The organism is Streptomyces panacea, from assembly GCF_040560175.1.
In the GTDB taxonomy this organism is placed as follows: Bacteria; Actinomycetota; Actinomycetes; order Streptomycetales; family Streptomycetaceae; genus Streptomyces; species Streptomyces panacea.
The window spans coordinates 1-14,312 of record NZ_JARJHW010000185.1 but is presented as its reverse complement, the minus strand read 5'-3'; the positions used below and the strand labels follow the sequence as shown (position 1 = coordinate 14,312).

General features: G+C 70.9%; 14 protein-coding genes. 13 read left to right on the top strand and 1 reads right to left on the bottom strand.

What is annotated here, in order from left to right:
* Window positions 1–91 precede the first annotated feature (91 nt).
* The 10 genes from P3L51_RS30030 to mutM all read left to right on the top strand — a co-directional run bounded on the left by P3L51_RS30030 (window position 92) and on the right by mutM (window position 10,127).
* The gene (locus P3L51_RS30030; RefSeq protein ID WP_354608473.1) at window positions 92–1,774 is read left to right on the top strand and encodes a DAK2 domain-containing protein; all 1,683 of its coding nucleotides are present in this window, start codon (window positions 92–94) and stop codon (window positions 1,772–1,774) included.
* A 164-nt stretch (window positions 1,775–1,938) separates the two neighbouring features.
* Complete coding sequence (locus P3L51_RS30025) at window positions 1,939–2,274, top strand: cupin domain-containing protein (protein ID WP_354608471.1); 336 nt, start codon at window positions 1,939–1,941, stop codon at window positions 2,272–2,274.
* Window positions 2,275–2,345: 71 nt separating this feature from the next.
* A complete protein-coding gene (gene recG / locus P3L51_RS30020; protein WP_354608470.1) occupies window positions 2,346–4,541 on the top strand; it encodes an ATP-dependent DNA helicase RecG in 2,196 nt (731 codons plus the stop codon).
* A gap of 241 nt (window positions 4,542–4,782) precedes the next feature.
* Window positions 4,783–5,364 carry a 16S rRNA (guanine(966)-N(2))-methyltransferase RsmD gene (gene rsmD / locus P3L51_RS30015; protein ID WP_354608469.1) on the top strand — a complete coding sequence of 194 codons (582 nt, stop codon included), beginning with the start codon at window positions 4,783–4,785 and terminating at the stop codon, window positions 5,362–5,364.
* 26 nt (window positions 5,365–5,390) lie between these two features.
* Window positions 5,391–5,870, top strand: a complete 480-nt coding sequence (gene coaD / locus P3L51_RS30010) for a pantetheine-phosphate adenylyltransferase (RefSeq protein WP_354608472.1) — start codon at window positions 5,391–5,393, stop codon at window positions 5,868–5,870.
* 135 nt (window positions 5,871–6,005) lie between these two features.
* A complete protein-coding gene (locus P3L51_RS30005) occupies window positions 6,006–7,235 on the top strand; it encodes a cell division initiation protein (RefSeq protein ID WP_354608468.1) in 1,230 nt (409 codons plus the stop codon).
* A 202-nt stretch (window positions 7,236–7,437) separates the two neighbouring features.
* Window positions 7,438–8,046, top strand: coding sequence for a YceD family protein (locus P3L51_RS30000; RefSeq protein ID WP_354608467.1), 609 nt, complete (start codon window positions 7,438–7,440; stop codon window positions 8,044–8,046).
* Window positions 8,047–8,048: 2 nt separating this feature from the next.
* Window positions 8,049–8,222 carry a 50S ribosomal protein L32 gene (rpmF, locus tag P3L51_RS29995; protein WP_003965982.1) on the top strand — a complete coding sequence of 58 codons (174 nt, stop codon included), beginning with the start codon at window positions 8,049–8,051 and terminating at the stop codon, window positions 8,220–8,222.
* A gap of 19 nt (window positions 8,223–8,241) precedes the next feature.
* Window positions 8,242–9,129, top strand: a complete 888-nt coding sequence (rnc, locus tag P3L51_RS29990) for a ribonuclease III (RefSeq protein WP_354608466.1) — start codon at window positions 8,242–8,244, stop codon at window positions 9,127–9,129.
* Between the two features lie 137 nt (window positions 9,130–9,266).
* A complete protein-coding gene (gene mutM, locus P3L51_RS29985) occupies window positions 9,267–10,127 on the top strand; it encodes a bifunctional DNA-formamidopyrimidine glycosylase/DNA-(apurinic or apyrimidinic site) lyase (RefSeq protein WP_354608465.1) in 861 nt (286 codons plus the stop codon).
* Between the two features lie 118 nt (window positions 10,128–10,245).
* On the opposite strand, the gene P3L51_RS29980 is transcribed toward mutM, so the two are convergent.
* Entirely contained in the window at window positions 10,246–11,169 is a 924-nt protein-coding gene (locus P3L51_RS29980; protein ID WP_354608464.1) for a CAP domain-containing protein, read from the bottom strand.
* Window positions 11,170–11,335: 166 nt separating this feature from the next.
* On the opposite strand from P3L51_RS29980, the gene P3L51_RS29975 reads away from it, so the two are divergent.
* From P3L51_RS29975 to P3L51_RS29965, 3 genes are all read left to right on the top strand, one after another.
* A complete protein-coding gene (locus P3L51_RS29975; protein WP_354608463.1) occupies window positions 11,336–11,617 on the top strand; it encodes an acylphosphatase in 282 nt (93 codons plus the stop codon).
* A gap of 463 nt (window positions 11,618–12,080) precedes the next feature.
* Window positions 12,081–12,299 carry a hypothetical protein gene (locus tag P3L51_RS29970; RefSeq protein WP_023538382.1) on the top strand — a complete coding sequence of 73 codons (219 nt, stop codon included), beginning with the start codon at window positions 12,081–12,083 and terminating at the stop codon, window positions 12,297–12,299.
* Between the two features lie 180 nt (window positions 12,300–12,479).
* The coding region (locus tag P3L51_RS29965; RefSeq protein ID WP_354608462.1) for a chromosome segregation SMC family protein at window positions 12,480–14,312 on the top strand (1,833 nt) is incomplete at its 3' end.

Below are 14,312 nucleotides of genomic sequence, written 5' to 3'. Positions count from 1 at the left end.
CCTCCCGCCCCCCTTCCCACCTGCCACGACGGTGCGGGCGGACTACCCTGCGGTGCAGCTCCCAGCCCAGGCCGCCAAGGAGGACCCCCAGGTGCCGCAGACCCTCGACGCCGCAGCGGTGCGTACCTGGTGCTCGCTGGCGCTGGACGCCCTGGGCCGGGACCGCGAGGAGATCGACGCGATCAACGTCTATCCGGTCGCCGACGGGGACACCGGGACCAACCTCTATCTGACGGTGGAGTCCGCCGCGCAGGCCGTCGAGGCGGTCTTCGACGCGCACGCGACGGGGACGTCCGTACCGGACCTGCCCGACACCGTGCGGGCCATGGCGCACGGGGCACTGATCGGCGCCCGGGGGAACTCCGGGACGATCCTCGCGCAGCTCCTCCGGGGCATGGCGGAGGTGCTCGGCGAGGACGGGGCCGCGGACGGAACGGCGGACGGGGCCGACGCGGCGGCGGAAGGCGGCGGGGAACACCTCGCCAGGGCGCTGCGCAGGGCGGCGGAGCTGGCGCGCGAGGCCGTCGCCCATCCGGTCGAGGGCACGATCCTCACGGTGGCGTCCGCGGCGGCTGAAGCCGCGGCCCGCACACCGGGGGACGGCGTGGGCGACGGTGCGGCGTACGGCGGCGGTGCGGCCGTCCACGCCGCGTACGCGGGGGCCCGCGTCGCGCTCGCCGCGACACCCGGACAGCTGGCCGTCCTCGGCCGCGCCGGGGTCGTCGACGCCGGCGGACGGGGCCTGCTCGCCGTCCTGGCCGCACTCGTGGAGGCCGTCACGGGCGACGCCCCGTCCCCCGTCGCACCGGGCGCCCGCCCGCACGAGCTGCCCGCCGTGGTGGAGTCCTGCGACGCCGACGACAGCCCCGTCGGCCCCGCCTTCGAGGTGATCTACCTCCTGGAGACCGACGAGGCGGGCATCGCCCGGCTCCGTCGCCGGCTCGACGCGCTCGGCGACTCGCTCGTCGTGGTCGGCGGTGACGGTCTGTGGAACGTGCACGTGCATGTCGACGACGCGGGCGCCGCCGTGGAGGCCGGTGTCGAGGCGGGGCGCCCGTACCGGATCCGTATCACCCACTTCGGCGCCGCCGCCGGGCACCAGCGGGAGCGGGCACAGCGCGCCGTCGTCGCCGTGGTCCCGGGCGAGGGTCTCGCCGGGCTGTGCGCCGAGGCCGGCGCCACGACGGTGCTCGCACGCCCCGGGGAACCACCGGCCAGCGGTGAGCTGGTCGACGCCATCCGGCGCGCCCACGCCCACGAGGTGGTGCTCCTGCCGAACGACGCGGAGCTGCGCCACACCGCCGCCGCTGCCGCCGAACAGGCCCGCGCCGAGGGCATCCGTGTCGCACTCATCCCGACCAGGGCGGCCGTACAGGGCATCGCCGCGCTCGCGGTGCACGAGCCGGACCGCCGCTTCGACGAGGACGTGGTGGCCATGACCTCGGCCGCCGGCGCCACCCGTTACGCCGAACTGGCCGTCGCCGAGCGGCAGTCCTGGACCATGGCGGGCATCTGTCAGGCCGGGGATCTGCTGGGGCTGATCGACGGCGACGTCGCGGTGATCGGCACCGAACTCGCCGCCACCGCCGAGACCGTCCTGGACCGGATGCTGTCGGCGGGCGGCGAACTGGTCACCCTGGTGCTCGGCCAGGACGTGCCCGACACCCTCGCCGAGCGCCTGGAGCGCTACGTACGGGACGGGCACCTGGCCGTCGACACGGTCGTCTACCGAGGCGGCCGCCAGTCGGCGCCCCTGCTGATCGGCGTGGAGTAGGCGTGACGCGGGCGGCGTACGTACGGGCCTCCGTACGTACGCCGCGTCGTCACCCCTGCGGTCTCCGCCGTGGCCACAGCTTGCACGGGGCGCCGTACCTGTGACGATGGAGGGTAGGCGCACCCCGACAGACGCGCGCACCGCCCGAGGCGAGAGGCCCACCGATGGACGACCTGACCGCACTCGCCCGCCATCAGCTCGACGACGCGCGCGCCAGCGCCCACGGCCGCAGCGCCCACCTCTTCCTCCACGACGGACCACTGCGTCAGACGGTCATCGCGCTGACCTCCGGCTCGTCGCTCGACGAGCACAACACGCCCCCGGCGGCCAGCCTTCAGGTACTGCACGGTCGTGTACGGCTGACGATGAGCTCCGGCGACCAGGACATGATCGCCGGACAGGTGGGCCCGATCCCGCACGAGCGCCACGGCCTGAAGGCCCTGGAGGACTCCGCCGTCCTGCTCACCGCCGTCACCGAGGTCCGGGCCACAGCCCGCTGACCCCTCCCTGACCCGACTCCGACCTGCGGTTGTCCACAGGTGCGCGACGGATGTCAGTGATGTGGTGTGCAATGGATCGTGTGTCCGCGCTGGATGAATCACTCAAGAAGACGCTCGGCCCCGCCACCGCGAAGGTGATGGCCGAGCAGCTCGATCTGCACACGGTCGGTGACCTGCTGCACCACTATCCGAGGCGGTACGAGGAGCGGGGCCAGCTCACCCGCCTCGCCGACCTCCCGCTGGACGAGGACGTCACGGTTGTCGCGCAGGTCGCCGACTCCCGCGTCCTGAAGTTCAACGGGGGCCGGGGCCAGCGGCTGGAGATCACCCTCACCGACGGCAGCGGCCGGCTCCAACTGGTCTTCTTCGGCAGGGGGATCCACAAGCCGCACAAGGACCTGCTGCCCGGCAGCCGCGGCATGTTCGCCGGCAAGGTCTCGATGTTCAACCGGAAGCTCCAGCTCGCCCATCCCACGTATGTGCCGCTCGGCACGGACAGCGGCGACGAGGCCGTGGACTCCTTCGCGGGCAAGCTGATCCCGATCTACCCGGCCTGCAAGGGACTGGAGTCCTGGAAGATCACCAAGGCGGTCGACGCGGTGCTGCCGAGGGCCGGCGAGGCCGTCGACCCGCTGCCGCCGTCGCTCCGCGAGGGACGCGGTTTCGTCCCGCTCCCCGAGGCGCTGCTGAAGGTCCACCGGCCCGATACCAAGGCCGATGTCGCCGAGGCCAGGGACCGGCTCAAGTGGGACGAGGCGTTCGTGCTCCAGGTCGCCCTCGCCCGGCGCCGGCACGCGGACGCCCAACTCCCGGCGGTGGCGCGCAAGCCGGTGGCCGGGGGCCTGCTCGACGCCTTCGACGCCAAGCTGCCCTTCACCCTCACCGACGGCCAGTTGACGGTCACCCGCGAGATCTTCGACGACCTGGCGACCGAGCACCCGATGCACCGCCTCCTTCAGGGCGAGGTCGGCTCCGGCAAGACGATGGTGGCGCTGCGCGCGATGCTCTCGGTGGTGGACGCGGGCGGCCAGGCGGCGATGCTCGCGCCGACCGAGGTCCTCGCCCAGCAGCACCACCGTTCGATCACCGAGATGATGGGAGAGCTCTCCGAGGGCGGCATGCTGGGAGGAGCGGAGAAGGCCACCAAAGTGGTGCTGCTCACCGGCTCCATGGGCGCGGCGGGGCGACGGCACGCCCTGCTCGACCTGGTCACCGGCGAGGCGGGGATCGTGATCGGCACGCACGCGCTGATCGAGGACAAGGTGCGTTTTCACGATCTGGGTCTGGTCGTCGTGGACGAGCAGCACCGTTTCGGGGTCGAGCAGCGCGACGCCCTGCGGTCCAAGGGCAAGCAGCCGCCGCATCTGCTGGTCATGACGGCGACGCCCATTCCCCGTACGGTCGCGATGACCGTCTTCGGTGACCTGGAGACGTCCGTCCTGGACCAACTTCCGGCGGGGCGCTCCCCGATCGCCACCCATGTCGTCCCGGCCCAGGACAAGCCGCACTTCCTGGCGCGCGCCTGGGAGCGGGTGCGCGAGGAGGTGGGCAAGGGGCACCAGGCGTACGTCGTCTGCCCCCGGATCGGCGACGGCGAGGACGAGCCGAAGAAGAAGGCCGCGGCGAAGGCGGCCGAGGCGGACGGGGACAAGCGCCCGCCGCTGGCCGTGCTGGACATCGCGAAACAGCTCACCGCCGGACCGCTGACCGGCCTCCGTGTCGAGGTGCTGCACGGCCGCATGCAGCCCGACGACAAGGACGACGTGATGCGCCGCTTCGCCGCCGGCGAGGTGGACGTCCTGGTCGCGACCACCGTCATCGAGGTCGGCGTCAACGTCCCCAACGCCACCGCGATGGTGATCATGGACGCGGACCGGTTCGGCGTCTCGCAGCTGCACCAGCTGCGTGGCCGGGTGGGCCGAGGCTCCGCCCCGGGGCTGTGTCTGCTGGTCTCGGAGATGCCGGAGGCGAGCCCCGCGCGCGCCCGTCTCGGCGCGGTCGCCTCGACCCTCGACGGCTTCGAGCTCTCCCGTATCGACCTCGAACAGCGCCGCGAGGGCGATGTCCTCGGACAGGCCCAGTCCGGCGTCCGCTCCAGCTTGCGGATGCTCGCCGTCATCGAGGACGAGGACGTCATCGCCGCGGCCAGGGAGGAAGCCGTGACGGTGGTCGCCCAGGATCCGGAGCTCGACGCCTTCCCGGAGCTGCGTACGGCGCTGGACGCCCTGCTGGACACCGAGCGGGAGCAGTATCTCGACAAGGGCTGAACGGGCCGCAGGGCCCCGCTCAGGGCCCCTGGCGCCGAGAGGGGCCCGGCAGCCCCGGTGCCGGGCCCCTGGCGCCGAGAGGGGCCCGGCAGCCCCGGTGCCGCTCCCGGCGGGCCGTGCCCGGAGCGACGCCATATCGTGGGTGGCGACGCACGTGCGGCACCGCCGCCGCTCCCGCGCTCCACGAGAGCCACACCCGTTCACGTACTCCGCGCACTCCACGAACCGAGGACCGACACCCATGACCCGCGTGATCGCCGGTGCCGCCGGCGGACGCCGTCTCGCCGTCCCCCCGGGCAACGGCACCCGCCCCACCTCCGACCGAGCGCGCGAAGGTCTCTTCTCCACCTGGGAGGCGCTGCTCGGCACCCTCGACGGCCTCCGTGTCGCCGATCTGTACGCCGGCTCCGGCGCCGTCGGCCTGGAAGCCCTCTCACGGGGCGCCGCGCACACCCTCCTTGTGGAGGCGGACAGCAGGGCGGCCCGCACCGTCCGGGACAACGTCCGCACCCTCGGACTGCCCGGCGCGGAGGTCCGCACGGGCAAAGCCGAGCAGATCGTGACAGGACCGGCTCCCGGGGCCCCGTACGACATCGTCTTCCTCGACCCGCCCTACGCCGTCACCGATGACGATCTTCGCGAGATCCTCCTCACACTCCGCTCGCAGGGCTGGCTCAATGGCGCGGCCGTCGCCACCGTGGAGCGCAGCACCAGAGGTGGGGAGTTCACCTGGCCGAAGGGCTTCGACCCGTTGCGAGCGCGTCGCTACGGCGAGGGAACCCTTTGGTACGGTCGCGCCGCCGCCCCCGAAGACGCCCGATGACCGGACCGGAGAGCGAGGGAATTCAGTTGCGCCGCGCCGTCTGTCCGGGGTCTTTCGACCCCATCACCAATGGTCACCTCGACATCATTGGCCGCGCCTCCAAGCTGTACGACGTCGTGCACGTCGCCGTGATGATCAACCAGTCCAAGAAGGGGCTGTTCAGCATCGACGAGCGGATCGATCTGATCCGCCGGGTCACCGCCGAATTCGGCAACGTCGAGGTGGAGTCCTTCCACGGCCTCCTCGTCGACTTCTGCAAGCAGCGCGACATCCCGGCCATCGTCAAGGGCCTGCGCGCGGTCAGCGACTTCGACTACGAGCTGCAGATGGCCCAGATGAACAACGGCCTCTCCGGCGTCGAGACCCTCTTCGTGCCGACCAACCCCGTCTACAGTTTCCTCTCCTCCTCGCTGGTCAAAGAGGTGGCGACCTGGGGCGGAGACGTATCCCATCTACTGCCTCCGCTCGTGCACGAGGCACTGGCCGAGCGCCTTGAGAACCGATGACGGACGGGGCGCGGAACGGGGCGGCGGACGGGGACCGGAACTGACGGACCGTCACCTGGTGTCGGGCGCGCACCGACTGGCCGTACAGTCGTTGCGTCCGTCTCCAACCCGGCTGTAGAGAGTGGCGAGCACACGGTGGACGTGCAGAAGAAGCTCGACGAGATCGTCGACGCGGTGGGGAACGCCCGTTCCATGCCCATGTCGGCCTCCTGCGTGGTCAACCGCGGCGAACTGCTCTCGCTGCTCGAAGAGGTACGGGAGGCCCTGCCGGGCTCGCTCGCCCAGGCGCGGGAGCTGCTCGGCGGCCATGAGCAGCTGTCCGAGCAGGCCCGCCAGGAGGCGGAGCGCATCGTCGCGGCGGCCCACACGGAGCGGTCCACGCTGATCTCCGACACCGTGATCGCCCGCACCGCGCAGGAAGAGGCGGACCGCATCCTCGCCGACGCCCGCAGGGACGCCGAGGAGGTCCGCGCCGAGGCCGACGACTACGTCGACTCCAAGCTCGCGAACTTCGAGGTCGTTCTCAACAAGACCATCGGCTCCGTGGACCGCGGCCGCGAGAAGCTGCTCGGCCGGGGCCCCGGGCTCGACGCGCAGGGGTACGCCGACGAGGACGCCCCGGAGTACAGCGCCGACCCCGACACCCTCATCCGCCGAGCGGACGACTACGTCGACGCCAAGCTCGGCGCCTTCGAGGCCGTCCTCTCCAAGACCCTGGACGCGGTCGGCCGCGGCCGGCAGAAGCTGCTCGGCCGGGTCGCCACCGACGACCTGGGCCTGCACATGGCGGAGCAGGACGCGGCGGGACGGCAGGGGCACACCAGCGACGCGGACTATCTGTCCGGTCTCGCCGAGATGCCGGGACAGCAGTCGCTCCAGGGCGCCGGGGCGCCCGCGCACCAGCCGATGGAGCCGCAGTCCCCGCCCCGGGTCCCGGCCCCGGAGCAGCCGGTCCAGATCCCGATCCCGATCCCGGCGCAGGCCCAGGCTCCGGCCCAGGCTCCGCAGCAGTACGCCGACCCCGCCGCCCAGCAGCAGTACGCGAACCCCGCCTACGGCGGCTACCAGCAGCAGGACGCGTACGCCTACCAGCAGCAGGACCCGTACGCGTACCAGCAGGCCCAGCAGCCGGTCTACGACCCCGCCGGCTACGACCCGAACTACAGCCAGGGCTACGGGCAGAACTACGACCAGGCGGCGCAGGACTGGCAGCAGCACCCCGACGCCCAGGCGCAGCAGCAGCCCCAGCAGCACTCCCACCAGCAGCAGGCGCAGGACCCGCAGGCCGCTCTCGACGAGACCAGCCTCTTCGACACCAGCATGATCGACCTGGAGCAGCTGCGCCGGTACGAGCAGGGCCGCTGAACCCGGGCAGTGCGGCCCAGGGCCCCCGGATGGTCCGCGTACGGCCGGATTGGGTCAACGGCGGCCGGTCAAGTATCCTGGTTCTTCGGTCGCGTGATGTCCGCGATCCGGCCGCCCGCCTCGTACGCGACATGGCGGCCCACTCCACGATTCGAAAGCAGGAACAGCCCTGAACGCCCGCCTCGACCCCCGCAACCCCCTCGTGTTCGACACACACGAGCTGGGTCGGCGTCCCGGCGCGCTCAAGCGGCTGACCCGCTCCGCGGCGGCGCCCAAGGACTTCGGCATCGACGGAGTCATCGGAGTGCCGGAAGGCGCCCCGGTGGAGCTCAGGATCCGCCTCGAATCGGTCATGGAGGGTGCGCTCGTCACAGGCACCGCCCGTGCGACCGCCGAGGGGGAGTGCGTAAGGTGTCTGGAGCCGGTGCGCCAAGACGTGGCAGCGGACTTCCAGGAGATGTTCTCGTACCCTGACGCCGACGACCGGGGCCGCAGCAAGCAGGCGGAACCGGCCGACGACGCCGAGGACGACGAGGACAGGCTCTTCATCGAGGACGGACTTTTCGACCTCGAACCTGTGCTGCGCGATGCGGTGGTGCTCGCACTGCCGATGCAGCCGGTGTGCCGGGAGACCTGTGCCGGCCTGTGCTCCGAATGCGGAATCAGGCTGGACGAGAACCCGGACCATCACCACGACGCCGTCGACATTCGGTGGGCGTCACTGCAAGGACTCGCCGAAACCATCACGGACGGCGAGAAGGACAACATGGGCGGCGCCGACGAAGGCGCCGACGAGAAGCAGGAGAAGTAGCCGTGGCTGTTCCGAAGCGGAAGATGTCGCGCAGCAACACGCGCCACCGCCGGTCGCAGTGGAAGGCTGCGGTCCCCACCCTGGTTTCGTGTGAGCGTTGCCAGGAGCCGAAGCTCCAGCACATCGCGTGCCCGAGCTGCGGCACCTACAACAAGCGCCAGGTCCTCGAGGTCTGAGCGGCTGGTGAGAGGCTCGATGTCTGAACTGTCCAATGCCAAGAAGGCAGACAACGTCAGCACAGCCTCGTCCCACACGCTTCTGGAAGGGCGGCTCGGCTATCAGCTGGAGTCCGCCCTTCTGGTGCGTGCGCTGACCCATCGCTCGTTCGCGTACGAGAACGGCGGTCTGCCCACCAACGAACGGCTCGAATTCCTCGGGGATTCGGTGCTCGGACTGGTGGTCACCGACACGCTGTACCGCATCCACCCCGACCTGCCCGAAGGCCAACTGGCCAAGTTGCGGGCCGCGGTGGTCAACTCGCGTGCGCTGGCACAAGTGGGACGCGGCCTCGAACTCGGCTCCTTCATCCGGCTCGGCCGTGGTGAAGAGGGCACGGGAGGCCGGGACAAGGCGTCCATCCTCGCCGACACCCTTGAAGCGGTGATCGGCGCGGTCTATCTCGATCAGGGCCTCGACGTGGCGTCCGAGCTGGTACACCGGCTCTTCGACCCGCTCATCGAGAAGTCCTCCAACCTCGGTGCCGGTCTGGACTGGAAGACCAGTCTGCAGGAACTGACCGCGGCGGAGAGTCTCGGCGTACCCGAGTATCTCGTCACGGAGACCGGCCCGGATCACGAGAAGACCTTCACCGCTGCCGCCCGCGTCGGTGGTGTCTCGTACGGCACCGGCACCGGCCGCAGCAAGAAGGAAGCGGAACAGCAGGCGGCGGAGACCGCGTGGCGGTCCATCCGCGCGGACGCGGACGAACGGGTGGCGGCGGCGAAAGCCGCGGTCGGCCCCGACTCCGGGGCGGAGGCCGAGGCCGAGGCCGAGGTCGACTCCGAGGCCGACGTCGAAGTTGAAGAGGTCGCCGACACCTCTTCGGTGCCGACTTCGGAATCCGCCGACGCGGCCAAGTCCTGAGCCGAGCTGTTCGGTTCCCTTCCCGGTGCGCCCCTTGTGTCGATACGACACGAGGGGCGCAGCTCGTCCCCAACTTCCGCCCCGTCTTCGGCCAGTTGACCCGAAGCCGCCGACCCGCCGCCCCCTGAAGGAGCACCGTGCCCGAGCTGCCCGAGGTCGAAGTCGTACGGCGCGGACTCGAACGCTGGGTCGCGGGGCGGACGGTGGCCGACACACAGGTGCTGCACCCCCGCGCCGTACGGCGCCACCTTGCCGGCGGTGAGGACTTCGCCGCCCGCCTCAAGGGGCACCGTGTCGGCGTCGCCCGCCGCCGTGGCAAGTACCTCTGGCTGCCGCTCGCCGACACGGACGCTTCGATCCTCGGGCACCTCGGAATGAGCGGCCAGCTCCTCGTGCAGCCGGAATCGGCCCCGGACGAGAAGCACCTGCGGATCCGTATCCGGTTCGACGACGACCTCGGCACCGAGCTCCGCTTCGTCGACCAGCGCACCTTCGGGGGGCTGTCACTGCACGAGAACACCCCCGACGGACTGCCCGACGTCATCGCCCACATCGCGCGCGACCCGCTCGACCCGGCGTTCGACGACGACGCCTTCCACGCCGCGCTGCGGCTGCGCCGTACGACGATCAAGCGCGCGCTGCTCGACCAGTCCCTCATCAGCGGTGTCGGCAACATCTACGCGGACGAGGCGCTGTGGCGCGCCAAGCTCCACTACGACCGGCCGACGGCCTCGCTGCCCCGTCCCCGCTCGGTCGAACTCCTGGGCCACGTCCGGGACGTGATGAACGCCGCGCTCGCGGTCGGCGGCACCAGCTTCGACAGCCTCTACGTCAACGTGAACGGCGAATCGGGCTACTTCGACCGGTCACTGGACGCGTACGGCCGCGAGGGCGAACCGTGCCGCCGCTGCGGCACCCCGATCCGCCGCCGCCCCTGGATGAACCGGTCGAGCTACTTTTGCCCCCACTGCCAACGCCCGCCCCGCGCCGCACCGTGACACCGCCCCGTACGGGCGCCCGTACCCGTACCGGCGCCCGTGGCACGGGCAAGGCCCGCGACGTGATGCTGTCGCGGGCCTTGCCCGTGCCACGGGCGCGAGAGTGGTCGGTCGCGGATCAGAAGCCGAAGTCCTGCGTCCACCACGGGCCGCCCTCGGCGAAGTGGGCGCCGATGCCGATGGTCTTGTAGTCGCAGTTCAGGATGTTCTCGCGGTGGCCCTCGCTGGCCATCCAGGAGACCATCACCGCCTGGGCGTCGGCCTGGCCCCGGGCGATGTTCTCGCCGCCCAGATTCGTGACGCCCGCCTGGTCGGCGCGGTCCCAGGGGGTGTCGCCGTCCGGGTCGGTGTGGTCGAAGAAGCCGCGGTCCGCCATGTCCTTGCTGAACGCCTCGGCCAGACCGTTCAGCGACTTGTCGGCGCGCAGTGGCTGACAGCCAGCCTTCGCCCGCTCCTCGTTGACCAGCGCGAGGACTTCGGACTCGGCGGTCGACGGGGCGACGGTGGGCGCGGCCGGTGTCCGGGGCGGCGTGACGCGGTCCCTGGTCTTCTCGGGCGCCGGCGCGCTGCTGGACGGCTTCGTGCTCGTCCCCTCGCTCCGGCTCCGCGGCGGATCGCTCTCCGGCGTCTTCGCCGGCTTCGACGGGCTCTCGGAGGCGGACGGCTTGTCCGGCGTCGATGAGGCGGACTTCGACGGCTCCTTCGGCCGGTCGGCGCCGGGGCTCGACGGCGTGGCGGCCTCGCCGGTCGGCTCGGCGGTCGAGCCGCCCTGCTGCTGGAGCTCGGGCGCGCCCGCGGTGCGGACCTGCTCGCCCGGGAGATTGCCACCGCTGACCGTGTACTGATCCCCACCGGGCAGCAGACCGGATGCCACGGCCACGGCGCCCATGGCCATCGCGGCGGAAGCGCCGAGCAGTCCGGTACGTACGGGGGCGGCGATGCCCTTCTTGCGACCTCGGCCCCTGCCCCGGTGCCGACCTGCCGCACCGGCCGCGTGGTCCTCAGCGGCGGGTTCGCCGGCCGAGCGACTATGGCGTCCCATCTGCTGTGCCTTCCTCGATGTGCTCAGGTGCGCGTGATTGCTCCCGCACCGCTCGTCACGACAGCGCGTCTCACCCATTCGGGTGAGCCCTATTTCGACGGGACTGTACGCCAAGCGGGGTGGGGGCGAAGTGCTCACCGGGGTATTGGCCCATTAGCTTGCACCCATGAACGAAGATGTACGGATCACCGTTTGGGTGCGCGGTCGCGTACAGGGAGTTGGCTTCCGCTGGTTCACCAGGGCAAACGCTCTGGAGATCGGGGACCTCACGGGCTTCGCCCTCAATCTCGACGACGGCAGGGTGCAGATCGTCGCCGAAGGACCGCGTGATAATTGCCACCGTTTGCTGGAGTGGCTCGGTTCCGACGACACGCCCGGCCGTGTTGACGGAGTCACTGAGATTTGGGGCACACCGCGCGGTGGATACGACACCTTCGCCATCCGGTGATCATGACCGACGGCGTGCTGTCGCGAAGCGCTCCGACTGATCTTGATCATTCGCGGTCGATCTTGAACGGGTCGAGGGATGCCGGGACGCGTCCGACGGTGTGGCGTCCGGCCTGCCCTTATGTCTCAGGCATGTGCTTCTGGCGAGAATCCACCGATGGTTGCCAAGAACGGGCTCTCATGCCAAGCTGCCGCGTTAACAATGATCTCCACGCCCTCCGGGGCCGCAGGAGAGGCGCCGCCGCACCCCACGCGGAAGTGCGCCCCTGGGCCGCCCGGCGATGACGGGCTGTGATCGTGTTGACCGTCAAACTTTTTGGTGAGACCCTGGAATCCCCGCGCACCTTGGCTGTTTGGCAGTAGTAATCACAGTGCGGAAGAACCTCTGCCAGGCAGTGCGGGTGCGGAAATCCCTCAGACCCACACCGCTTCGGTCGGTCACTCAGTGTGGAGGCCCATCCATCATGGCAAAGGCGCTTCTCGGTTACGTCGGCGGTTCTGACCCGCGACTCCTCGCCGAGATGCGACGGCTTCAGCAGCGCGTCCAGGACCTCGAATCCGAGCTTGTACGGATCCAGTCCGAGAATGACGCGTTGAGCGCTGCCGCCGCACAGCACCATGGCGATTCGCCGTTCGACGGCATCGACCTCGATGTACCCCAGGCGGAGCCCGCGCTCACCTGACAGCAGCCCCCGTCGGGGTCAGGTGAGAAACACTCTCGCAAGAACATGCAAGGGACGCTTCGGCGTCCCTTCTTTCTTTCCCCCCACCCCTGAAACCGGTTCTTCTCACGTCTGATGTGCCCTGCTCATTCGGCGGTGAAACCGCCGACGGGTGATGTGAGGAAGGTAGAGTCCGGCGGCGTGCACCTCAAGGCCATGACCCTGCGCGGGTTCAAATCCTTCGCCTCCGCCACGACGCTGCGGTTCGAGCCCGGCATCACGTGCGTCGTGGGTCCGAACGGCTCGGGTAAGTCCAATGTCGTGGACGCGCTTTCCTGGGTCATGGGCGAGCAGGGGGCCAAGTCGCTTCGCGGCGGCAAGATGGAAGACGTGATCTTCGCCGGGACAACCGGCCGGCCGCCGCTGGGGCGCGCCGAAGTCTCTCTGACCATCGACAATTCCGATGGTGCGCTCCCCATCGACTATGCCGAAGTCACCATTACGCGGATCATGTTCCGCAACGGCGGCAGCGAATACCAGCTCAACGGTGACACCTGCCGGCTGCTCGACATCCAGGAACTGCTTTCCGACTCCGGTATCGGCCGCGAGATGCATGTCATCGTCGGCCAGGGGCAACTCGATTCCGTCCTGCACGCCGATCCGATGGGGCGCAGGGCATTCATCGAAGAGGCCGCGGGCGTTCTCAAGCACCGTAAGCGCAAGGAGAAGGCGCTGCGGAAGCTGGACGCGATGCAGGCCAACCTCGCGCGCGTACAGGACCTGACCGACGAACTGCGCCGACAGCTCAAGCCGTTGGGGCGACAGGCCGCGGTGGCGCGGCGGGCCGCGGTCATCCAGGCGGATCTGCGCGACGCGCGGCTGCGCCTGCTCGCCGACGATCTCGTGAAGCTGCGCGGCGCCCTCCGTACGGAGGTTGCCGACGAGGCGGCGCTCAAGCAGCGCAAGGAGGAGGCGGAGCTCCGCCTCGGGAAAGCGCTGGCCCGCGAGGCGGAGCTGGAGGACGAGGTACGGCGGCTGGCGCCGCGGCTGCAACGCGCCCAGCAGACCTGGTACGAACTCTCGCAGCTCGCCGAGCGGGTACGGGGCACCATCTCGCTGGCCGACGCCCGGGTGAAGAGTGCCACCGCCACGCCGGAGGACGAACGGCGCGGGCGGGACCCCGAGGACATGGAGCGCGAGGCCGCCCGCATCCGTGAGCAGGAGGCCGAGTTGGAGGCCGCCCTCGAAGCGGCGGAGCGCGCCCTGGAGGACACCGTCGCGCACCGCTCCGACCTTGAGCGTGACCTCGCGGCGGAGGAACGCCGCCTCAAGGACGTGGCGCGCGCGATCGCCGACCGGCGCGAAGGACTTGCCCGGTTGAACGGGCAGGTGAACGCCGCCCGCGGCCGTGCAGCGTCGGCGCGGGCCGAGATCGGCCGGCTCGCGGAAGCGCGTGACGGGGCGCGACAGCGCGCCGTCGCCGCCCAGGAGGAGTACGAACAGCTCAAGGCCGAGGTCGACGGCCTGGACGCCGACGACCACGAACTGGGCGAGCGGCACGACGATGCCAAGCGGGCGCTGGCCGAGGCGGAGGGCGCGCTGACGGCCGCGCGAGAGGCGACCACGGCCGCCGAACGCGAGCGCGCCGCCCTCTCCGCCCGCCACGACGCGCTCGCCCTCGGGCTGCGCCGCAAGGACGGCACCGGTGCGCTGCTGGGCGCGCGGGACCGTCTCTCCGGCCTGCTGGGTCCCGCCGCCGAACTGCTGACCGTCACCCCGGGCTTCGAGGTCCCCGTGGCGGCGGCGCTCGGTGCGGCGGCCGACGCGATCGCTGTGACCGACGCGACGACGGCGGCGGAGGCGATCCGCTTCCTCCGTAAGGAGGACGGGGGGCGGGCCTCCCTGCTGCTCGGCGGCGAACCGCCGCCCGCGCGGCCGACCGGCGTACCGGGGCAGGCCATGCCGCCGGGGGGACCCCCGCAGGATGGGGCCGGGGGGCACGGTGGCGCCGGCGGCGGTGCCCCCGCTCCGTCC